Below are 19,806 nucleotides of genomic sequence, written 5' to 3' on the forward strand. Positions count from 1 at the left end.
TGACGCAGGCGTGCTCAGGGGAGCGTCAGAAACCCGCGCCCAGGGTCACCTGGAAGCCGTATCGCGTGTCGCTGAAGGTCTCGATCCGGGTGGTCTCGCCGTCGAAGAACACCTGGTCGCCCGAGAACGGATTCCAGATGGTCGAGCGCTTCGTGCGATGGTCGATGTCGGCGCTGAATGTCAGGCTGAGCCCGCCGCCGAGATCGTATTCGGCAAAGGCACCGAACCCGGTGTGGAACCCGAAGCCGCCGTCATCGTCCTCGATCGCGACGGTGAAACTGCCATCGGGCGGGCCGGTGAAGTTGTTGCTGTTGGTTTCCAGCGAGGAGAGGTCGGTGTCGTATCTGTAGACGCCGACCTGACCTTCGAATCCCAGTCGCAGTCGCGGGGCGAATTCGTCGGAAAAGTTGACCCGCGCGCCGAGCTCGTAATGGTCTTCGCTGATTTCCTGTTCGCGCTGCTGTTCGTATTCGAACAGGAACCCGCCACGGGTTCCGCTTCCGCGGATCAGGCCATCGAACTGGGTCCGGTGGTGGGTAAATTCGACATAGGGCTCGACCGAAGCGCGCGAGCCGGAAGGCTCGACGCCGCCGCCGGCGAACTCGAACTCGTATCCGAAGCCGATGGCCCAGGTGAGGTCGTCGCGCGCGACCTCGCCCTCGGCTCCGAAGGGCGTGGCGATGCCCGAACTGCCTCCGGGCGACAGGTCGCCATAGACCGGCCCGCTGTCGACGGTGTCGGGGATAGCGAAGGTCGCTGCCCGGTCGCTCGCGGCATAGTCGAAGTTCAGGCGCGCATCGCCGAAGCCGGCCTCGATGCCGAATCCGACGCGGGGCGCGATATTGACCGTGTCGGCGTAGTTTTCGGGCGCGCTGCCGGGGGCTCCATCGCGCTGGAAGCCGATCCCGATCGGTGGCGGGGTGTCCAGCGTGCCATCCCAGCGAAGGTAGGCAGAGAGGAACGCGTCGGGCTTTTCGCCTTCGAGCTTGGTCGTGGTGCTGAACGGGTCGGACGGCGCGGGCGCGCTCGCCGGTGACGGCCCGGCTGCGATGATCGGGTCGGGGTCCGGCTCCGGCACGGTGGTCACGCAGCGCAGGCGCGAAGGCGGCGGGAGCTGCGCCATCTCCTTCTCGATCCGCGCCAGGCGATCCTGGTACGTCTGTTTGAGGTCCGGATCATCCTCTGCCTCGATCAACGCTTCCAGGCCGTCCCGCTCTTCGCGCAGGACATCATAGTAGCGCAAGTAGCGCACCTGCGTCCCCGCAGCCATTTCCTCGCCGCGCTCGCAGGCGTCGCGAATGCCCAGCGCGCCGAGCAGCGCCTGCTCGGCACTCGGTTCGATATAGCCTTCGGTCTGCCTTGTGGGTTCGGCGACGGTATCGGGCGGCGGATCGCCGACAAACATGCGGGCGATGTCACCGGTGGCGTGGGTCCGGCGATGGTATTCCTGATCGGTCTCGCTGTCGTAGGCTTGCCAGTAGCGCTCGTACCCCGGAATATCGCGCGGCGGATTGTCGCAATCGACCATCGCGCCGTCCGCCGGAAGCTTGCGGACGAGCGCTGCGTAGCTCTCATACGCTTCGCGGGCGCTTTGCAGCTCGGCGTCCGATGCGTTCCGCAATTCGCTTAGAAGCCGGTTCAGACGCTCCTGCGCTTCGCCGCGAGCGCGTGAATAGGCGCCACCGAGCCCGTGCTGGTCGATATGGTCGAAGATGGGCGGACGTGCCGTGTTACCGCGGAATTCCATGCCGCGGCGCACGACATTGCACTGCAGCCAAATGCGGTAGGCGCGATCGACCGCAGTCTCCTCGCGGTCAATGACCATGTAGTGCTGCGGCTGGATTGTGCGCGCGGAAGCCGGTTGGGCGACGAGCGCGCAGGCGGCCATGCCGCAGGCCAAGGCTGTTTTGGTGTATCGTTGCATGATGAACTCCCCTGATTGAGCCGAAAGGGAGTGTGCGCGCCGAGCGGAGCGCGCGCGTCATGCATTTTGATTATGCCGGTAGAAGCCGGGGTGTCCGGTCAGCGCCTGAACAGCATCCGCACGAGGTCGGTTTGCCGCCGCGCGCCGGTTTTTTCGAGTACGCGCTGCATGTGCACGCGCGCGGTGTTGACCGAAATTCCGCGCTTCTCCGCGTGTTCGGGCACGGACAGGCCATCGGCCACCGCGCGCACCAGCAATTCCTCCGCCGCGGTCAGGCCGTACCGCTCGGAAAAGACGCCAAAATCGACCAGTTCTTCGCCCAGTGCGTCGACCAGCCGATCCGCCACCTCGCTTGCGATCTCCGGGTCGAGTTGACGGAAGATCTCGCGCACGCGGTCCTGCCACACGGGCTCGCTGCCGATCGACACGCCTTCGAACCGCAGCTGGTCGAGCTGGGCCAGCCGTTCGGGCGGCAGGGCTTTGTCGTCCTCGTCTCCCGCTGGGTCCATCTATCCTCTCCGCCGGTTTTCTGTGTATACCACAGCGCATGGGGGGAAGCGAAGTCGCTGCCATGCCCACCGCAGGGCCCGTCGCGCTGGAGGAGCGTCTGCTCCGGCTCGAGACGCAGGACATCGCGCGCCGCGTGCAGCGCAGTGGCGAAGGCGTGCTGCGCTGGCTGTCGGACGCACGGGCCCGGGCGGAGAACGCGGTGATCGCCTACACGCTCACCCGTACGATCCGCCGGGTCCTTGACGAAGCGAACGATTACGAGACCGCCGGGCGCCTGTTCGACCGCTTCCGCACGGCCACGCACACCGGTCGCTATGGCTTTTTCAACCCGATGAGCTCGGCCCCGACCGGCGAGGGAGGGGCATGGTCCTCTACGGCGGAGATCGCCCATTGGGAGGATATCGAGGATGAGGGCGAACCCGACGCCGAGCCGCCGGTGCCCAAGGACCCGACCCTGTTCTACGTGCCGGGCTGCGGCTTCATCCTCCCGCCGTCGCCCGCGCAGGTCGCGCTGGCGTTCCGGCTGGGCGAGGCCTGCGGCTGCGAGACGGTCATCGCGCGTCACCGGCTCGCGCCCGAACATCCCTTTCCCGCCGCAATCCACGATCTGGCAGATCGCTACGCCGCGCTGCTCGCCTCCGGCCAGCGGCCCGAGCGGATCGTCGTTGCCGGCGATAGCGCAGGCGCGACGCTGGTGCTCTCGATGCTGCTCGAACTGCGGGCGCGCAAATTGCCGATGCCGGCGGGGGCCATGCTGTTTTCGCCCTGGGCGGACCTCGCCATGCGTGGCTGGTCCTACATCTCCAAGAGCCTCAGCAACGACAGCCCCTTCCGCATGGAAACCGCCGCCTTCAGCGCGCGGCTTTACCTGGGCGAGGCCCTGCCGACCGACCCGCGGGCCTCACCCCTCTACGCCAGCCTTGCCGGTTTCCCGCCGATGGTCATCCATTGCAGCCGCTACGACATGCATTTCGACGACGCCGTTGGCCTGGCCGAGCGGGCGCGGGAGGCAGAGGTGGCGGTGCAGATGAACTACTGGGACAGCCCGCGCCATCACCTCGAACGCTTCCGTTCGCGCGATGCGGACCGCTCGCTCGCGCTCGCCGGCGATTTTGCGCAGGGCCTCATTGCGCAGGAGCGCTGAGGCGCGCGACTTCGCTTGACGCTACGGCAGAGACGGCGCAGGGGCGCGCACCATGCTTTCGGTGCTCGACATCTTCCGGATCGGGATCGGTCCCTCTTCCTCGCACACGGTGGGGCCGATGCGCATTGCACGGCGGTTCGTGCGGCATCTCGAGCGCAGCGGACACAACGCGAACACGGCTCGGGTGGCGGTGGAACTGCAGGGCTCGCTGGCGCTGACAGGCATCGGTCACGGGACAGTGACGGCGACCATTCTCGGCCTGGCCGGCTATCGCCCCGACACGCTCGACCCCGACGAAGGCGAGCGCGCGTTGGAGACGATCGCGACCGAGGGTCGGATCGCGCTCGGCGGGGAGCGCACCATCGCTTTCGACCGCGCTTCCGACATCGACTTAGCCGGGCATATCATTCCCGATCTCCATCCCAACGCGATGGTCCTACGCGCCTTCGATGCAGGCGGCGCGCAGCTCACCGAGAAGACCTATTTCTCGACCGGAGGCGGTTTCGTCGCGAGCGAGCGGCAATTGCGGCGCAAGCCCGATGGCGACCGCATTGCGACCGGCACGCCCGTACCGCATGATTTCGGTTCCGCCGAAGAGCTGCTGGCAGCCTGCGCCGATACCGGGCTCTCGATCGCCGAGCTGGTCCTTGCCAATGAGGACGCCTTCCGCCCGCGCGCAGACACGCTGGCAGGCATCGACCGCGTGGCGCGTGCGATGGACCAGTGCATCGATCGCGGCCTGACCCAGCGCGGGATCCTGCCCGGCGGCCTCAAGGTCGCGCGCCGGGCGCCCGATCTGTGGGACACGCTCTCTGCCAACCCGCAATCGAACGAGCGCGAGCAATTGTTCGACTGGCTCAATTGCTATGCCATGGCCGTGAACGAGGAGAACGCCGCCGGCGGGCGCGTGGTTACCGCCCCCACGAATGGCGCGGCGGGCATTATCCCCGCCGTTATCCGCTTCTATTGCGTGACTGCCGACGAGAACCCCTGCCGTGACAGTCGCCGAACCTTCCTGGCTACGGCAGGCGCGATCGGCCTTCTTTACAAGCAGCGCGCGAGCATTTCGGGCGCGGAAATGGGCTGCCAGGGCGAAGTCGGCGTCGCCTGCTCGATGGCCGCCGCAGGGCTTGCAGCGCTGTGGGGTGCGACCCCTGCGCAGGTCGCCTGCGCCGCGGAAATCGGCATGGAGCACAACCTCGGCCTGACCTGCGATCCGGTGGGCGGGCTGGTGCAGGTGCCCTGCATCGAACGCAACGCCATCGGCGCGGTGAAGGCGGTCAACGCGGCGCGCCTCGCGCTGCACCGGACCGAGGCGGAGACCTGCGTCAGCCTCGACCAGGTCATCGAGACCATGCGCCAGACCGGGCTCGACATGAGCAGCAAGTACAAGGAAACGAGCCAGGGCGGGCTCGCGGTCAATGTGATCGAATGCTGATGCTGCTTGCCGTGGTGCTGGTCGTATCCGGCGCCCTGGTCGTCGGGGCAGCCTGGGGCATTTACGGGCGCCTGCCCAAGCGCGTCGAAGGCTTCCTGGTGGCGCTCGCGGGCGGGGCCTTGCTGCTGTCGGTGACGAGCGAACTGATCGAACCCTCGATCGAGAAGGCGAGCGTGTTCCACGCCATGCTGGGGGTCGCCGCCGGGGCCATCGTGTTCGCCGTGTGCGATTATCTCATCGACGAGAAATGGGGTTCGGACAATGGCGGCGGGCTGCTGGCGGCCATCACGCTCGACGGCATACCCGAGAACCTCGCGCTCGGCGTCGCGCTGATCGGCGCTGGCGGGATGGAAGTCGCGGCGCTGGCCGGGTCGATCCTGCTGTCGAACCTCCCCGAGGCGGCCGGCGGCGCGCGGGCGATGGCCGATGGCGGACGGTCGAACGGGAAGGTCATGGCGCTGTGGATCGGCACGGCCATCCTGCTCTCGCTGGCCGCAATCGTCGGCAACCTGGCGCTTGCGGGCGTGGGTGAGGGCACGCTCGCCGTGATTCGTTGTTTCGCCGCCGGCGCCGTGGTCGCGAGCCTTGCCACCGAGGTCTTTCCCAAGGCCTTCCGCGAGGACCGTCACTGGGCAGGCGTGGCCACCGCTCTGGGCGTGATCCTCGCCTTTTCGCTCGGCAGCCTGTCGGGCGGCTAGACAGCGCCGCGCGCCGCGATAGGGTGCGCGCATGGGAGAGACACAGACCGCAGCCAAGCTGGCCGAACCTTTCGGCAGCTTTCCGCACATCATCGCCGACAACGCCGCCGCGCTGGGTGACCAGGTCGCCCTGCGCGACGAGACGGGCGAGCTGAGCTGGACCGAACTCGGTGACCGGGTCGAGCGGATTGCAGCTCGGCTGGCCGAGGACGGGCTGGAACGCGGGCAGTCGGTCGCGATCCTCGGCTATTCCTCCATGGCCTATGCGCTGGTGTTCCTCGCCGCCGTGCGCGCAGGCGGGGTGGCCGCGCCGCTCACCACCAGCGCCAGCCCCGACCAGCTCGCCGGCATGGCGCGCGATTCGGGCGCGAAGCACATCTTCATCGACCGCGCGAAGCTGACCGAGCTGGGGGAGGACTGCTTTCCCGGCATGACGCGCATCGTGCTCGACGAGGAACTGGACGGCTGGATGGCGGCGCAAGGTACGCGCGCGCCCGCCTTCGATCCGGCCCCTGGCGATCCGTTCAACATCATCTATTCGAGCGGCACCACGGGCGTGCCCAAGGGCATCGTCCATTCGCACCAGATGCGCTGGCGCCAGTTTGCCGCCACCGCTTCGAGCTGGCTTGAAAACGGCATGCCGGTGCGCACGCTGGCCTCGACGCCGCTCTATTCGAACACCACCATGGTCGCCTTCCTGCCCCCGCTTCTGGCGGGCGGCACGGTCCGCGTCATGCGCAAGTTCGACGTGCTGCGCTGGCTCGAATTTGCGCAAGCGGACAAGACGACCGCGACCATGCTGGTGCCGGTGCAATACCGCCGGCTGATGCAGGAGCCGCGCTTCGACGAGTTCGACCTTTCATCGCTCCAGCTCAAATACTGCACCTCCGCGCCCTTCCCGGCGGAATTGAAGCGCGAAGTGCTCGATCGCATGCCGGGCGCGCTGATCGAGATCTATTCGATGACCGAGGGCGGGGTGGTCTGCCTGCTGGAGGCGCACAAGTTTCCCGACAAGCTGCACACGGTGGGAAGGCCTGCTCCGGGCAGCGAATTGAAGGTCCTCGACGACAACGACAATCCGGTGGCGCCTGGCGAAGCGGGCAACCTCATCGGGCTCAGCCAGACCATGATGGCAGGCTACAAGAACCAGCCGGAGAAGACGCGCGAGGGCTACTGGACCGATCCCGAGACCGGCATAACCTGGCAGCGCATGGGCGATATCGGCCGGGTCGATGCCGAGGGCTTCGTCGAACTGGTGGGCCGGGCAAAGGACATGATCATTTCGGGCGGTTTCAACATCTTCCCGGTCGACCTCGAAGACGAGCTCGTCAAGGAGGACGACGTGGTGGAAGCCGCGGTGATCGGCGTTCCGAGCGAACGATGGGGCGAAACGCCGGTCGGCTTCGTCACGCTAAAGGACGGCGCGCGCGATCCGGAAGCGATCCGCGCCGAAGTCAACGCGCGGCTGGGCAAGACCCAGCGCCTCGCACAGCTTCACGCGATCGACGACATGCCGCGCAGCCATATCGGCAAGCTGCTGAAAACCGAGCTGCGCGACGAAGCCGCCCGGCGCGGGCTGCCGGAATGAAAAAGGGGGCGAAGCCGCCGTGGCTCCGCCCCCTCTTCCCGCAAATGGGGTGATGCTTACTTGGTCGCTGCGAGAGCCACCGAGGTGCGCGCCTTCAGCGTGGCGCGGGCATTCTTGTAGGTGTTGCTGATGCAGAAGCGGTCGACCCAGTTCGAGGTGCCGCAGACTTCGCGCGCAGCGTTGCGCAGGCGGCGGTCGAGCTTGCGCGCGTCCGCTTCGTTCGAGAGGTCCAGATCGCCGTACTCGACGGCGACGGCGTCTGCCGGTGCGGTCTGCGCGGTGGCCGGAGCAGCGGCTGCGGCGGCAAGGGCGAGGGTGGCGGTGATAAGCGTGCGACGCATGGGTGTTTTCCTTTTTGCTGCTGCGGCCCCGGGGAGGAGGAGGGGCCGCTTGGATTGCCTCCGGTGAATGGGTTGCAATCCGAAATGCTGCAATTGCGAAAACGACATGGTGCGGTGCACACAAGGCAACAGCGCGTTTCGAGACGCGGCGCCAACTTCTTGGGGGGAGGGAGAGGAATGTCGGCGGCCGCGTCTCTACTCGCTGCCATATCGCCTTGCCGGTGCGGGGGGCCTGTGGCCGGCCGCTGTGGCAAGGAAGGCCAGAAGGGGAGGCATCTTGGGGTACCGCCGCTTCTGTAACTCGTCCGGGACGGGAGGGTCAGGGTTCACCGTCCGGCTGTGAGGCTTGTAATAATCTTACTTGCTCGCGAACGAAAGTGAGAAAACTTTGAAACTTGTTGCGTTTTGCGCAACTAGGATTTCGCCAGCTTTCCTGCGGCAAAGCTGAAGATTGCGAGCATTGCGAGGGCAATAAGTGCCGATGCGACCAGGGGAATTGCAGGGAAGTGCACAATCGCATCCTCCCCGGTGAAGCGGGCGAAAAGGATGGTGTAGAAGGGCGGACCGACGATGGCGGCGAGGCTCCCGACCGCTTGTGTCGCCCCTTGCAGCTCGCCCTGGCTCGACGAATCCACCGCCTTGGAGTTGAGCGCATTGATCGAGGGCATGACGAGTCCCTGCAACCCGCCGATGAGAATGCCGGCAAAGACGATCCAGTCTTCCCACGCGACCGCATAGACGAGGGCCGCCGCGCACACGGAAGCAACGCCGAGCTTCACGGCGCCCCGTTCTCCCAGGCGGGGAATGAGCAGCCTGAGGCCGAATCCCTGCACCAGCGCGCTGGTGACGCCGACCATCATCAGCGACAGGCCGATCTTCCACTCGCTCCACCCGTAGGCGGCGATGGCGATATAGGCCCAGACCGAGGGGTAGACGAGGTGGGCGAGCTGCCACAGCGCCAGCGCGGCGACGAACCACAGCACCGTCGGGCTCTGGCCGGACAGCGCCTTCAGGGCGGAAAAGGCGTTGGCGCGCCCAAGTCGGAACGGGCGGCGGCGCTCTTCGGGCAGGCTCTCCTTCAGGAAGAAGAACCCGAAGGCGAAATTCGCCAGCGCCAGCCCGCCGGCGGCGTAGAAGGGTATGCGCGGCCCCCATTCGCCGAGGAACCCGCCGATCGCCGGCCCCAGGATGAAGCCGAAGCCAAAGGCCATGCCGATGATCCCGAAGCTCTGCGCGCGCTCTTCGGGCGGCGTGATGTCCGCCAGATAGGCGTAGGCGGCGGAAAAGCTCGCTCCCGTGATCCCAGCCACGAACCGACCGATAACGAGCCACCATATCGAGGGCGCGAGCCCCATGATGATGTAGTCGATCCCGAACCCGAGCAGCGCGAGCAGGAGCACCGGGCGCCGCCCGAACCGGTCCGAAAGGTTGCCAAGGATCGGTGCGAAAACGAATTGCATCGCGGCATAGCCCGCGCCGAGCCAGCCGGCCCACAGCGCCGCGGTGTCGACCGGGATCTGCCCCAGGTGCATGATCAGCTGGGGCAGGACCGGCATGACGATCCCGAACCCGATCATGTCGATCAGCACGACCGCAAAGAGGAATGCGATTGCCCGCTTGCGCTGCGGCGCGGAAAGGGAAGCGGCCTCGCTCATGGTCTCGGCCTATGGGGACAACCGCAGGAAGGCAATCGCCAACGCTGGACAGCGGGTGCGCGCTGCCTTTAACGGGGCCCATGCAGGCAGAACACCTCCCCGATTCCATCCTCATCGTCGACTTCGGCAGCCAGGTCACCCAGCTCATCGCGCGCCGTGTGCGTGAAGCGGGTGTCTATTCCGAGATCGCGCCCTTCAGCCAGGCCGAAGAAGCGTTCCACCGGATGCAGCCCAAGGGCATTATCCTGTCGGGCAGCCCGGCCAGCGTATGCGACGAAGGCTCGCCCCGCGCGCCGCAGGTGCTGTTCGACAGCGGCCTGCCGATCCTCGGCATTTGCTACGGCCAGCAGGTGATGAGCCAGCAGCTCGGCGGCGAAGTCCGTCCGGGGCACGAGACGGGCGAAGGCGGCGAATTCGGCCGCGCCTATCTTACCGTCACCGAAGACTGCGCCCTGTTCGACGGTCTCTGGAAGACGGGCGAGCGCCACCAGGTGTGGATGAGCCACGGCGACAAGGTCACCCAGTTCGCACCAGGCTTCAAGATCGTCGCCACCAGCGACGGCGCGCCCTTCGCGGTGATCGCCGATGAAGAGCGCAAGTATTACGGCACCCAGTTCCACCCCGAAGTCGTGCACACGCCCGACGGGGCCAAGCTGCTGGCCAATTTCGTGCGCCACGTCTGCGGCCTCAAGGGCGACTGGACCATGGCCGAGTTCCGCAAGACCAAGATCGCCGAAATCCGCGAACAGGTGGGTGATGGCAAGGTCATCTGCGGCTTGTCGGGCGGCGTCGACAGCGCGGTCGCCGCGGTCCTGATCCACGAAGCCATCGGCGACCAACTGACCTGCGTCTTCGTCGACCACGGCCTGATGCGGATGAACGAGGCCGAGCAGGTCGTCACCCTGTTCCGCGATCATTACAACATCCCGCTCGTGCATGTGAACGCGGAAGAGATGTTCCTCGGCGGCCTCGCCGGCCAGACCGATCCCGAAAAGAAGCGCAAATTCATCGGCGGCGCCTTCATCGACCTGTTCGAGGCCGAGGCGAAGAAGATCGGCGGGGCGGACTTCCTCGCGCAAGGGACCCTCTATCCCGACGTTATCGAAAGCGTCAGCTTCACCGGCGGGCCGAGCGTCACGATCAAGAGCCACCACAACGTGGGCGGTCTTCCCGAGCGCATGAACATGGAATTGGTCGAGCCGCTGCGCGAGCTGTTCAAGGACGAGGTGCGCGAACTGGGCCGCGAACTGGGCCTGCCCGAGATTTTCGTCGGCCGCCATCCCTTCCCGGGGCCGGGCCTTGCCATCCGCATTCCGGGTGAAGTGACCAAGGAACGCTGCGACATCCTGCGCAAGGCCGACGCGATCTATCTCGAGGAAATCCGCAACGCAGGCCTCTACGACGCGATCTGGCAGGCCTTTGCCGTGCTGCTGCCGGTCAAGACCGTCGGCGTCATGGGCGACGGGCGCACCTATGACAGCGTCTGCGGCCTGCGCGCCGTGACCAGCACCGACGGCATGACCGCCGACATCTACCCCTTTGACGCCAGCTTCCTCAGTCGCGTCGCCACTCGCATCATCAACGAGGTGCAGGGCATCAACCGCGTGGTTTACGATTATACGTCGAAGCCGCCGGGCACGATCGAGTGGGAGTGAAGTGAGCCGAGCGACCATCCGGGCACGATGATCGGCTCCAGCGCGTTGGTAACGCTAGGAGAGAGAATTTGACGAATGCCCTGACCCGATGCGCGGTGCTCCTGGCCCTCGCCTGCGCGATTCCGACCCAAGCGCATGAACCAGCCGATTGTGAGGCCGCTCCGCAAATCGGCCTCTTCGATCCTTCCCGCGACCTGCTCGTTGCCAATTACGATTCCAAGCCCGACGTCGACGACCTGCAGGCCGTCGCGGGGCTCGGGTCGGTGCTCATGCATCCGGCCTATGCCTGTGTCGACTATATCGCCACGGCCGGGGCCTATGGCTCGCAAGGGGGCGAGTTCCTGCATGCGGCCGAGCTCTTCAGGCTGGCCTTCGGCGACAAGTGGCAGGATGCGCATGCCGACCGCGAGGGGGCGATTGCCACGCTCGCCGCGCGCATGGAGGCGACCATTGCGGCTGGCGGTAAGGTCTGGGTGGCCGAGGCGGGGCAGTCGGATGTGACGGCGGCGGCGGTCGAGCGGCTGCCGAAGGCGATGTGGACCAGAGTCCATGTCGTGCAGCACAGCTACTGGAACGAGAGCATGACCTCGAAAGAGGCGATGCAGACGGTCGTCTACAACACGCGCTATCACCGGATCCAGGACGGCAACTTCCCCGACAACGGCTCGCCCGCTTTCAACACCGACGACGGCTCGCATTGGCAGGCGCTTTTGGCGGACAAGCGGATCGGACCGATCTGGGCCGAGGCGAAGCGCCTTTCGGACCTCCACAACCCGGTCGCCGCCTATGTGAACCCGGCGGTGGCCAAGGGAGGGCTCGATTTCTCCGACACGGTCGAAATCGCCTACATCTTCGGCTTCGACGACATGGAAGGCGTCGGCGACTTCGTGGAGCGTTTCGCCATCGCCCCCTAGGCGGCGGCGCGGACCTCTTCTTCTATCCGCTCGATTTCCGCGTGGATCGCCAGGGCGGCCTTCGGGTCGAGAGCATGCTCGAACAGGGTCAGCTGGCGCTCAAGCGTCCGCCGGACGGCGCCTTGCGGTTCGCCCAGCTCGGCAAAATGCTCGAGCCCGTAGCGAAGGATTATGGTCGCGTTGATGGCGAGGTCGTGCAGTCGCTCGCGCGGGAGATCGAGGATCCTTGCATCGACGAGGGCGGCAAGATGCGCCTCGAAGCTCTCTTCCGAACGAACGAGCCAGGCAGCGACATTGCTCGCGATCGGCTCGACGTGTTCGCCGTAATGCGGCTGGTCGCGGTAGAGGAAGCGGAAGTCGCGCAGCTCCTGCATCATGGAGCGCAGGATCGTGCAGTAGGACCCTAGCGGATCGGCCGGGTCCGGGTGGTCGGCCAGCCGCTCCTCGATCCGGCCTGCGAATTGTTCGGCAATGGCAGAAAGCAGGTCGCGCTTGGTCTTGAAGTGGTACCACAGATTGCCCTCGGCAATGCCGCAGGTCTCGGCCAGCGCTGCCGTGGTGACCGCACCGTATCCCTCGCGGTTGAAGGTCTCGCGCGCGACGAGGACGATGCGCTCGCGCGTCTTCATCAATAGTGCGACAGCTGGACCGGCAGGCTCTTGTAGCCATGGACGAAGCAGGCCGGCACGCGGACGGGCTCACCCACCACGTTCACGCGCAGGCGCCGCTTGGCCATTTCCTCGAGCAGCGTGTGGAGCTGCAATTCGGCCACGCGCGCGCCGACGCAGCGGTGGATGCCGTAGCCAAACGAAAGATGGCGCCGGGCGTTGTGGCGATCGACCTTGATCGCTTCGCCATCCTCGAAGATGTCCTCGTCCCGGTTGGCCGAGAGGTACCACAGGACGACCTTGTCGCCGGCCTTCATCATCGGTCCGAACATGTCGGTGTCTTCAACGACCGTGCGGCGCATGTGCGAGAGCGGCGTTTGCCAGCGGATAATCTCCTGCACGGCGTTGGGGATGAGCGCAGGGTCAGCTTCCAGCTTTGCGCGTTCTTCGGGGTATTGGCTCAGGCCATAGGCATAGGCCGACATCGAATTGCGCGTGGTATCGTTGCCGCCGACGATCAGCAGGATGAGGTTGCCGATGAATTCCTCGGGCGGCATGTCCTTCATGGCTTCGGACTGCATCATCACGCTGATGAGGTCCTTGCCGGGGTTCTCGATCCGCTGCTGCCAGAGCGCGCCGAAAGCCATCCCCATTTCCTGCATCTTGTCGAGCCGGCGCTGGATCGATTCGTCGTCCTTGATCAGCTCGACGTCGCCGCCGTAGTCCGACCATTCGGTGAGGTGGTGGCGCTGGTCCCAGGGGAAATCGAACAGCTTGGCGAGCATGCCCGTGGTCAGCTCGATCGAGACCTTCTGCACCCAGTCGAATGTCTCGCCGATGGGCAGGCTGTCGAGCACTTCGGCGGTGCGTTCCTGCACTTCGGCCTTCATCTCGGCGACTTCGGAAGGGCCGAAGCTTGGCGCCACCGCGCGCCGCTGGCCGGTGTGGAGCGGGGGGTCCATGGCGATGAACATGGGCTCTTTCATGTTCCACTTTTCCAGCAGCGCCGGGTCGCCCGAAATGGCGATGCCGCCCTTGTCCCAGGACGAGGAGAAGAGCTTGGGCAGCGCCTCGATATGCTGGATCGGCTTGTAGGTGCTGACCGACCAATAGGGGCCGAAATCGCTATCGGGCACCCACTGGATCGGTGCGTGCTCGCGCAGTTGCCGGAAGGGCTCCTGCCAGCGGTCCTCCACATAGAGTTCCTTGCGCGAGACATCGATCGGATCGATCTCGGCGGGCTTGACCCGAAGGTCTGCTGCAGTGGCCATGATGTAAGCTCCTCTCCCAAGAATTAGGGTACATACCCTAAACTTGCGCAGCCGACAAGCGGGCGCGTTGCGCGGCGGCGAGGCGGCTGGCATGGCCGATGCCGATGGAGCTTCCTCTCGGACCCGATCCGCGCACCCAGACCCTGCGCCGCCTGCAGGACCTGCTCGTCCAGCGCTTCGGCCGGATCGAGCGGGCGGCGGCGGAATGGCGCAGGCCCGAATGGGTGCTGGTGCAAGGCGTGATCGGCGCGCGCACCAAGTCGGAGGTGTCGAATGCGGCCACCGATCGGCTGATTGCGCGCTGGGGAAGCTGGGAGGCGGTGGCCGGCGCGCCGCTGGAAGACCTGCAGGCCGAGCTGGCAACCCAGACCTATCCCAACATTGCCGCCGAACGGCTCAAGGCGAGCCTGTCCGCGCTGGTGGACCTGCGCGGCCGAGTCGACCTGTCGCATCTCGAAGCGATGGAGACGGGCGCGGCGATGGACTGGCTCGAACAGCTGCCCGGCATCGGCCGCAAGATTGCCGCGGGCGTCATGAACGCGAGCACGCTCGATCGCCGGGCCATCGTCCTCGACGGGCATCACACGCGCATCCTCCAGCGCATGGGACTGGTGCCGGTCAAGGCCAGCACGGCGCGCGCCTTCGATGCGATCATGCCGGTGATGCCCGAAGAGTGGTCGGGCGCGGATTATGACGAGCACCACCTCCTGATGAAGAAGCTCGGCCAGACCTGGTGCCGGCCAAGCGCGCCCGATTGCGCGACCTGTCCCGCTCAGGCGCTGTGCGAGACGGGTCGCCGCCGCACCTGATTGCAGCGCGCCGCCGCTTGCGCCACAAGGCGCGGCCATGAAGCGCATCGGCACGATCCTCCTGTGGTCCGCAATCGCGGCCGCGTTCATTGGCCCCGGCACGGTCACAGCGGCGGCCAGCGCAGGTGCTGGAACCGGCCCGGCGCTGCTCTGGGCCATCCTTTTCTCCGGCATCGCGACCTTCACCCTGCAGGAGTTTGCCGGGCGTCTGGCCGTGACCACGGGCGACGATCTCGCGACCGTGCTGCGCCGTCGCTACCCCACCGGCTTCCCGCGCGTGATGGCGCTGGTCCTTGTGGGCGGCGCGATCCTGCTGGGCTGCGCGGCCTACGAGGCGGGCAATATCCTCGGCGGGGCGGCGGGCGCGATGCTCGCGGTCGACCTTTCGAAGGAAAGCGTGACGCTGGTGCTTGCGCTGGCGGCAGGCGCGCTGCTTTTCGCCGGATCGCCGCAGGGTGTGGCGCGGCTGATGGCGGGGTTCGTTGCCTTGATGGGCGTGGGCTTTCTCGCCGTCGCTATCTCGCTCGCTCCCGAGATCGGGCCGCTGCTCGCCGGACTGGTGCCAACGCCGGGCTTTGCCGATGATCCCGCCGCGCTGCTCGGTGTCCTGGCGCTCGTGGGGACGACTGTCGTGCCCTACAACCTGTTCCTCGGAGCGGCGCTCGCGCGGGGGCAGGGGATTGACGACATGCGCTTCGGCCTTGCCGTTTCGGTTGGCCTCGGCGTCGTGATCACGGCCGCGATCCTCGTGGTGGGCACCGCGCTTGCCGGCGAGTTCTCCTTCGCGGCGCTCGGCGACACTCTGGCCGAGCGGCTCGGCGACTGGGCGCGCACGGGCTTTGGCATCGGATTGCTGGCAGCCGGTGTTTCCTCTGCCGTCACCGCGCCCTTGGCTGCAGCCATCACCGCGCGCGGGCTGTTCGGATCGGCGGAGGCGTCGGAATGGAGTGCGAACGGCTGGCGCTTCCGAGCCGTCTGGCTGGCGGTCCTGCTGACCGGTCTCGCCCTCGGCCTTGCCGATGTGCGCCCGGGCCCCGCCATCCTCGCAGCCCAGGCGTTCAACGGCGCGCTCCTGCCGCTGGTGGCGCTGTTCCTGCTTGCGGCAATGAACGACGAGGCGCTGCTGGGCGAGCGGGCCAACGGGCTCGCCGCCAACGGCTTCGGCCTCCTCGTGGTGGGCGTTGCGACAATGCTCGGCCTCACCGCCGTGGCGCGCGTCGTGGGGTCGGTTTTCGGTTTCGAACTACCCGATCCCGGCCTCATGCTTCCCGCCTTCGCGGTGCTCGGCGTGTTCCTTGGCCGTGCCGTCACCCGGCGCGAGCCGCGGTGAGCGGACAGCTCTCCGAAAGCGAGGTCGAAGAAGTCTACCGCCGGCTCGCCGAGGCCATGCCGGGCCGCACGCGCGGCGCGAAGGGGCCCAAGGGCCAGCCCGATGCGTTTCGTTCGTGTATCTCCTGCATGCTCTCCGCCCAATCGCTCGACCGCAACACGGCTGCTGCGACGCGGGCCCTGTTCTCATTGGCGACGACCCCGCAGGCGATGCTGGCGCTGGAAGACGAGGCCATTGCGGAGGCCATCAAGCCCTGCGGCCTCTACAATATGAAGACGCGCAACATCCGCGCCTTCTGCACGGCACTGCTGGCCGAGCATGGCGGCGCGGTGCCCGACACGCGCGAAGGGCTGATGGCGCTCCCCGGTATCGGGCGCAAATGTGCGGACATCGTGCTGAGTTTCACCTTCGGGCACGACGTGATCGCGGTCGACACCCATGTCCACCGCGTGTGCAACCGTATCGGGCTGACCCATGCCAAGACGGCCGACAAGACCGCCGCCCAGCTCGAGGCGCGTTCCCCTGACTGGGCTCTGCGCGACGGGCATTTCTGGCTGATCCAGTTCGGCAAACGCATCTGCACCGCGCGGGCGCCCAAGTGCGAAAGCTGCCCGGTGTCCGACCTGTGCCTCTATTACGCGGCTAGCCGGGGAAGCTGACCCCGGCCATCTCTTCCGACTTGGTCCACAGCGCGCGTGCCAGTGCCTCGTCGCGGATGTGCGGCCAGTAGCCGCCGGCGCGCGGGTTCTCGGGGTCGGTGGCCACCGCCACTTCGCAATCCTCGCAATAAACGCCGCCCTTGCCCTCAAGCAGCGGCGAAACCGCGCACCACACGCTGGTCGAGGCGCCTTCCTCGGTCGATTTGAAGGCCTCGTGGACATTGCCTTCCTCGTCGTACCAGCCCATCGCGCGCTGTTCCTCCATGGTGAGGTGACGCTGGAGCGGTGTGGCGATCCCGCCGGGGTGCACTGCAAAGGCGCGCACGCCCTTCGCTTCGCCGAGCGTGTCGAGCTGGAGCGCGAAGAGCGCGTTTGCCGACTTGGCCTGGCCGTAGGCAAGCCACTTGTCGTACTCGCGATTCTCGAAATTGGGATCGTCGAGGTCGAGCCCGTGGAGGCGGTGGCCGATCGAGGACAGCGCCACGACCCGTGCGCCGCCGCCAGCGACCAGCAGCGGCCACAGGCGCGCGGTCAGCTGGAAGTGCCCCAGGTGGTTGGTGGCGAACTGCATTTCGTAGCCGCGCGCGTCGCGCGCCAGCGGGCTTGCCATGATGGCCGCGTTGTTGATGAGGATGTCGATCGTGTCGGTTGCGCCCGCGACCTCTTCGGCGAAGGCATCGATCAAGGCGGGATCGGACAGGTCGAGCGGTATGATTTCGATATCGCCGTCCATGCCCTCCAGCACCTCGTCCGCCTGCTCGGGCCGCCGCGCGCCGACGATCACCCGTGCGCCGGCTCCGGCGATGGCGTGGACGGTTTCGGTGCCGATGCCCGAATAGCCGCCGGTGACCACCACGGTCTTGCCGGACAGGTCGATCCCCTCGACCACCTCGCGGGCGATCGAGCGGTAACCGAAGGGCGAATTCACAGGCGTCTGGGGGCTGGGCATAGGGGGTCTCTCCTCTTGGAAGAGACCTATGCGCCCTGCATGACGGCTTGGCTACCCTCGGGAGCCGAGCCAGCGTCAGCCCTCGGCGTCGACCTTGGTGTAGGGCACGAATTCGTCGAGGAAGATCACGCCGCTGAACATGCCGCTCAGGCGGTCGACCAGCTCGATCTGGTCGGTGCGGCACAGTGTGCCGCTGCTGAAGCGTTTGATCACCATGACATCGCCATCATCGATGCTGTCGGGGTTGCGTGTGTAATTGACCCACAGCGTGTCGCCCGACTTGTAGGTGAGCGCGGTGCCGTCGATACGCGTCAGGCTGCGGCTGCCCACGGTCTGGATGCAGCGCTGCGGTTCGCCCTTCTCGCGGCCTTCGAGCATCTTGGCGAGCTTCTTCTCTCCGCGGGTCATTTCGCCGTGATCGTCGGCGAGGGCGGGGGAGGCCAGCAGGCCGATGGCTGCTGCGGCAAGGGTAAGGGGCTTCAACATGGCGAGTCTCCTTGGAAGGGGCGGATACTACACTATTCGCCTGAACCTGCGATGAGTTACGCCGTGCCGCCGACAGTGATGCCGTCGACCAGCAGCGTGGGCTGCCCGACGCCGGCCGGCACGCTCTGTCCGCCCTTGCCGCACATGCCGATGCCTTCGTCCAAGGCCATGTCGTTGCCGATGCCGCGCACCTTGGTGAGCACGGTGGGCCCGTCGCCAATCAGCGTCGCGCCCTTGATCGGGGCTACGATCTTGCCCTTTTCGACCTTGTAGGCCTCGGTGCAGGCGAAAACGAACTTGCCCGACACGATATCGACCTGCCCGCCGCCGAAGCTGGTGGCGTAAATGCCGTCGTCCACCCGGCTGAGCAGCTCTTCGTGGTCGTCGTTGCCGCCTTGCATGAAGGTGTTGGTCATGCGCGGCATGGGTGCGTGTTCGTAGCTTTCGCGGCGTCCGTTGCCGGTCGCCTCCACCCCCATCAGGCGGGCGTTGAGGCGGTCCTGCATGTAGCCCTTGAGGATGCCGTCCTCGATCAGCACGGTCTCGCGCGTCGGCGTGCCTTCGTCGTCGATCGACAGCGAACCGCGACGGTTGGCGATGCTGCCATCGTCGATCACGGTCACGCCGGGCGCGGCCACGCGTTCACCGATCCGGCCGCTGAAAGCGCTGGTGCCCTTGCGGTTGAAATCGCCTTCGAGCCCGTGGCCGATTGCTTCGTGGAGAATGATCCCCGGCCAGCCGGGGCCGAGCAACAGGGTCTTCTCGCCCGCAGGTGCCTCGACGCTTTCGAGATTGACCAAGGCCTGGCGCACGGCCTCGTCCACGGCCTTCATCCAGCGGCCTTCGTCGAACAGATCGTCGTAGAGGTAGCGTCCGCCAAAGCCGAAACTGCCGGTTTCGCGCCGGCCGTTCGCTTCGGCAACGATCTGGACGTTGAGCCGCACCAGCGGGCGGATGTCGCGCGCGGTGAAGCCGTCGGCGCGGATGATGTCGATCGCGCTCCAGCTTGCTGAAAGGCCGGCGGTTACCTGCGCCACGCGCGGATCCTTGGCGCGAGCGACAGCGTCGATCTTCTCCAGCAGAGCGACCTTCTCGGCGAAGGGCACGAGGTCCAGCGGGCTGGCGTCGGTGTAAAGGTGGCGGTTGGTCCGCTCGGGCGGCGCAGCGTGGGCGGTCTTGGTCGGATCGAGCAGCTGCAGCGTCTCGCCCGCGCGCGCGATCGCCTTGGCGCTGATGTCGTTGGCGTGGGCAAAGCCGGTCGTCTCGCCCGAAACCCCGCGCAGGCCGAAGCCCGAATCGCGGCTGTAATCGGCCGTCTTCAGGCGCCCGTCATCAAACGCAAAGCTCTCGGTCGCGATAAATTGCAGGTAAAGCTCGCCATCGTCGCACGGGGCCAGCAGTCGCGCGGTCAGCGCCTTGGCTTCTTCCGGGTCGAGTTGGCTGTAGAGAAGGGCGTGGGGATCGGTCGCTTGCGTCATGCCCCACTATGTAGGGACACCGATGCACGAAGGCGAGGGGTTAGCCCACCCGAACTAGCGGTGGCCCGGATCGCCGCCTTCGGAAATATCCATCAGCTGCGACTGGTCGACGCCGTCCGCCGGGCCGCCTTCGAGGACGAAGCGCCGGTCGCAATAGCCGCAATCGACATAGCCGTGCTCGTCGATCTCGAGATAGACCTTGGGGTGGCCAAGGGCGGAGGGCTTGTAGTTTTCGCCCGTACGGATGTCGGTCGCGCCGTCGCACCACACGCGGCGGGTGGTGACCTTGGACACTTCGGGAGGAGGCAGACTCATGGTGAGGGCCGATAATGGGTTTAACCGAGCCGCT

The 19,806-nt window shown here is 66.5% G+C and carries 19 protein-coding genes; 9 read left to right on the forward strand and 10 right to left on the reverse strand.

The window, feature by feature from the left end; translation table 11 throughout:
* Nucleotides 1-25: 25 nt before the first annotated feature.
* Both KUV82_RS02040 and KUV82_RS02045 read right to left on the reverse strand, forming a co-directional pair.
* Nucleotides 26-1,924 carry a hypothetical protein gene (locus tag KUV82_RS02040; RefSeq protein ID WP_219955249.1) on the reverse strand — a complete coding sequence of 633 codons (1,899 nt, stop codon included), beginning with the start codon at nucleotides 1,922-1,924 and terminating at the stop codon, nucleotides 26-28.
* A 98-nt stretch (nucleotides 1,925-2,022) separates the two neighbouring features.
* Complete coding sequence (locus tag KUV82_RS02045) at nucleotides 2,023-2,433, reverse strand: helix-turn-helix domain-containing protein (protein ID WP_219955250.1); 411 nt, start codon at nucleotides 2,431-2,433, stop codon at nucleotides 2,023-2,025.
* A 62-nt stretch (nucleotides 2,434-2,495) separates the two neighbouring features.
* Between KUV82_RS02045 and KUV82_RS02050 the strand changes: the two genes are divergently transcribed.
* From KUV82_RS02050 to KUV82_RS02065, 4 genes are read left to right on the forward strand one after another with little or no spacing between them, the layout of a single operon-like run.
* Complete coding sequence (locus tag KUV82_RS02050; protein WP_219955251.1) at nucleotides 2,496-3,578, forward strand: alpha/beta hydrolase fold domain-containing protein; 1,083 nt, start codon at nucleotides 2,496-2,498, stop codon at nucleotides 3,576-3,578.
* Between the two features lie 52 nt (nucleotides 3,579-3,630).
* Complete coding sequence (locus tag KUV82_RS02055; RefSeq protein WP_219955252.1) at nucleotides 3,631-5,016, forward strand: L-serine ammonia-lyase; 1,386 nt, start codon at nucleotides 3,631-3,633, stop codon at nucleotides 5,014-5,016.
* The gene (locus KUV82_RS02060; protein WP_219955253.1) at nucleotides 5,010-5,714 is read left to right on the forward strand and encodes a ZIP family metal transporter; all 705 of its coding nucleotides are present in this window, start codon (nucleotides 5,010-5,012) and stop codon (nucleotides 5,712-5,714) included. Before KUV82_RS02055 ends, KUV82_RS02060 begins: the two co-directional genes overlap by 7 nt.
* A 31-nt stretch (nucleotides 5,715-5,745) precedes the next feature.
* A complete protein-coding gene (locus tag KUV82_RS02065) occupies nucleotides 5,746-7,302 on the forward strand; it encodes a class I adenylate-forming enzyme family protein (RefSeq protein WP_219955254.1) in 1,557 nt (518 codons plus the stop codon).
* Between the two features lie 56 nt (nucleotides 7,303-7,358).
* On the opposite strand, the gene KUV82_RS02070 is transcribed toward KUV82_RS02065, so the two are convergent.
* Both KUV82_RS02070 and KUV82_RS02075 read right to left on the reverse strand, forming a co-directional pair.
* On the reverse strand, nucleotides 7,359-7,643 hold the full coding sequence (locus KUV82_RS02070) for a UrcA family protein (protein ID WP_219955255.1): 285 nt from the start codon (nucleotides 7,641-7,643) through the stop codon (nucleotides 7,359-7,361).
* A 413-nt stretch (nucleotides 7,644-8,056) separates the two neighbouring features.
* Nucleotides 8,057-9,298: a TCR/Tet family MFS transporter gene (locus tag KUV82_RS02075; protein WP_219955256.1), complete on the reverse strand. Its 1,242-nt coding sequence runs from the start codon at nucleotides 9,296-9,298 to the stop codon at nucleotides 8,057-8,059.
* 80 nt (nucleotides 9,299-9,378) lie between these two features.
* On the opposite strand from KUV82_RS02075, the gene guaA reads away from it, so the two are divergent.
* Together guaA and KUV82_RS02085 are read left to right on the forward strand one after the other, a co-directional pair.
* Nucleotides 9,379-10,953 carry a glutamine-hydrolyzing GMP synthase gene (guaA, locus tag KUV82_RS02080; RefSeq protein ID WP_219955257.1) on the forward strand — a complete coding sequence of 525 codons (1,575 nt, stop codon included), beginning with the start codon at nucleotides 9,379-9,381 and terminating at the stop codon, nucleotides 10,951-10,953.
* 68 nt (nucleotides 10,954-11,021) lie between these two features.
* Complete coding sequence (locus tag KUV82_RS02085) at nucleotides 11,022-11,867, forward strand: hypothetical protein (RefSeq protein ID WP_219955258.1); 846 nt, start codon at nucleotides 11,022-11,024, stop codon at nucleotides 11,865-11,867.
* Here the strand turns inward: KUV82_RS02085 and KUV82_RS02090 are convergent.
* Nucleotides 11,864-12,496, reverse strand: coding sequence for a TetR/AcrR family transcriptional regulator (locus KUV82_RS02090; RefSeq protein ID WP_219955259.1), 633 nt, complete (start codon nucleotides 12,494-12,496; stop codon nucleotides 11,864-11,866). The genes KUV82_RS02085 and KUV82_RS02090 overlap by 4 nt on opposite strands.
* Entirely contained in the window at nucleotides 12,496-13,746 is a 1,251-nt protein-coding gene (locus KUV82_RS02095; protein WP_219955260.1) for a cytochrome P450, read from the reverse strand. Before KUV82_RS02095 ends, KUV82_RS02090 begins: the two co-directional genes overlap by 1 nt.
* 104 nt (nucleotides 13,747-13,850) lie before the next feature.
* Between KUV82_RS02095 and KUV82_RS02100 the strand changes: the two genes are divergently transcribed.
* From KUV82_RS02100 to KUV82_RS02110, 3 genes are read left to right on the forward strand one after another with little or no spacing between them, the layout of a single operon-like run.
* Nucleotides 13,851-14,555 carry an endonuclease III domain-containing protein gene (locus tag KUV82_RS02100; protein WP_219955261.1) on the forward strand — a complete coding sequence of 235 codons (705 nt, stop codon included), beginning with the start codon at nucleotides 13,851-13,853 and terminating at the stop codon, nucleotides 14,553-14,555.
* 37 nt (nucleotides 14,556-14,592) lie between these two features.
* Entirely contained in the window at nucleotides 14,593-15,885 is a 1,293-nt protein-coding gene (locus KUV82_RS02105) for an NRAMP family divalent metal transporter (protein WP_219955262.1), read from the forward strand.
* Complete coding sequence (locus KUV82_RS02110; protein WP_258319804.1) at nucleotides 15,882-16,544, forward strand: endonuclease III domain-containing protein; 663 nt, start codon at nucleotides 15,882-15,884, stop codon at nucleotides 16,542-16,544. Before KUV82_RS02105 ends, KUV82_RS02110 begins: the two co-directional genes overlap by 4 nt.
* Here the strand turns inward: KUV82_RS02110 and KUV82_RS02115 are convergent.
* The 4 genes from KUV82_RS02115 to KUV82_RS02130 form a co-directional block, all read right to left on the reverse strand.
* The gene (locus KUV82_RS02115; protein WP_219955263.1) at nucleotides 16,528-17,493 is read right to left on the reverse strand and encodes an oxidoreductase; all 966 of its coding nucleotides are present in this window, start codon (nucleotides 17,491-17,493) and stop codon (nucleotides 16,528-16,530) included. The two genes, KUV82_RS02110 and KUV82_RS02115, sit on opposite strands and share 17 nt — an antisense overlap.
* 75 nt (nucleotides 17,494-17,568) lie before the next feature.
* Nucleotides 17,569-17,979, reverse strand: a complete 411-nt coding sequence (locus tag KUV82_RS02120; protein ID WP_258319805.1) for a hypothetical protein — start codon at nucleotides 17,977-17,979, stop codon at nucleotides 17,569-17,571.
* 56 nt (nucleotides 17,980-18,035) lie between these two features.
* On the reverse strand, nucleotides 18,036-19,457 hold the full coding sequence (gene tldD / locus KUV82_RS02125) for a metalloprotease TldD (protein WP_219955264.1): 1,422 nt from the start codon (nucleotides 19,455-19,457) through the stop codon (nucleotides 18,036-18,038).
* 54 nt (nucleotides 19,458-19,511) lie between these two features.
* On the reverse strand, nucleotides 19,512-19,772 hold the full coding sequence (locus KUV82_RS02130) for a zinc-finger domain-containing protein (RefSeq protein WP_219955265.1): 261 nt from the start codon (nucleotides 19,770-19,772) through the stop codon (nucleotides 19,512-19,514).
* Between the last annotated feature and the right edge of the window lie 34 nt (nucleotides 19,773-19,806).

The organism is Qipengyuania flava (genome assembly GCF_019448255.1).
Taxonomy (GTDB): Bacteria; Pseudomonadota; Alphaproteobacteria; order Sphingomonadales; family Sphingomonadaceae; genus Qipengyuania; species Qipengyuania flava_A.

Excerpts from the sequence above, each read along its gene's own strand:
- KUV82_RS02105 (WP_219955262.1), top strand. The coding sequence starts at position 14,593 with ATGAAGCGCATCGGCACGATCCTCCTGTGGTCCGCAATCGCGGCCGCG.
- KUV82_RS02120 (WP_258319805.1), bottom strand. The coding sequence starts at position 17,979 with ATGTTGAAGCCCCTTACCCTTGCCGCAGCAGCCATCGGCCTGCTGGCC.
- KUV82_RS02050 (WP_219955251.1), top strand. The coding sequence starts at position 2,496 with ATGCCCACCGCAGGGCCCGTCGCGCTGGAGGAGCGTCTGCTCCGGCTC.
- KUV82_RS02040 (WP_219955249.1), bottom strand. The coding sequence starts at position 1,924 with ATGCAACGATACACCAAAACAGCCTTGGCCTGCGGCATGGCCGCCTGC.
- tldD (WP_219955264.1), bottom strand. The coding sequence starts at position 19,457 with ATGACGCAAGCGACCGATCCCCACGCCCTTCTCTACAGCCAACTCGAC.
- KUV82_RS02115 (WP_219955263.1), bottom strand. The coding sequence starts at position 17,493 with ATGCCCAGCCCCCAGACGCCTGTGAATTCGCCCTTCGGTTACCGCTCG.
- KUV82_RS02130 (WP_219955265.1), bottom strand. The coding sequence starts at position 19,772 with ATGAGTCTGCCTCCTCCCGAAGTGTCCAAGGTCACCACCCGCCGCGTG.
- KUV82_RS02070 (WP_219955255.1), bottom strand. The coding sequence starts at position 7,643 with ATGCGTCGCACGCTTATCACCGCCACCCTCGCCCTTGCCGCCGCAGCC.
- KUV82_RS02100 (WP_219955261.1), top strand. The coding sequence starts at position 13,851 with ATGGAGCTTCCTCTCGGACCCGATCCGCGCACCCAGACCCTGCGCCGC.
- KUV82_RS02045 (WP_219955250.1), bottom strand. The coding sequence starts at position 2,433 with ATGGACCCAGCGGGAGACGAGGACGACAAAGCCCTGCCGCCCGAACGG.
- KUV82_RS02095 (WP_219955260.1), bottom strand. The coding sequence starts at position 13,746 with ATGGCCACTGCAGCAGACCTTCGGGTCAAGCCCGCCGAGATCGATCCG.
- KUV82_RS02055 (WP_219955252.1), top strand. The coding sequence starts at position 3,631 with ATGCTTTCGGTGCTCGACATCTTCCGGATCGGGATCGGTCCCTCTTCC.
- KUV82_RS02075 (WP_219955256.1), bottom strand. The coding sequence starts at position 9,298 with ATGAGCGAGGCCGCTTCCCTTTCCGCGCCGCAGCGCAAGCGGGCAATC.
- KUV82_RS02090 (WP_219955259.1), bottom strand. The coding sequence starts at position 12,496 with ATGAAGACGCGCGAGCGCATCGTCCTCGTCGCGCGCGAGACCTTCAAC.
- KUV82_RS02060 (WP_219955253.1), top strand. The coding sequence starts at position 5,010 with ATGCTGATGCTGCTTGCCGTGGTGCTGGTCGTATCCGGCGCCCTGGTC.
- guaA (WP_219955257.1), top strand. The coding sequence starts at position 9,379 with ATGCAGGCAGAACACCTCCCCGATTCCATCCTCATCGTCGACTTCGGC.
- KUV82_RS02065 (WP_219955254.1), top strand. The coding sequence starts at position 5,746 with ATGGGAGAGACACAGACCGCAGCCAAGCTGGCCGAACCTTTCGGCAGC.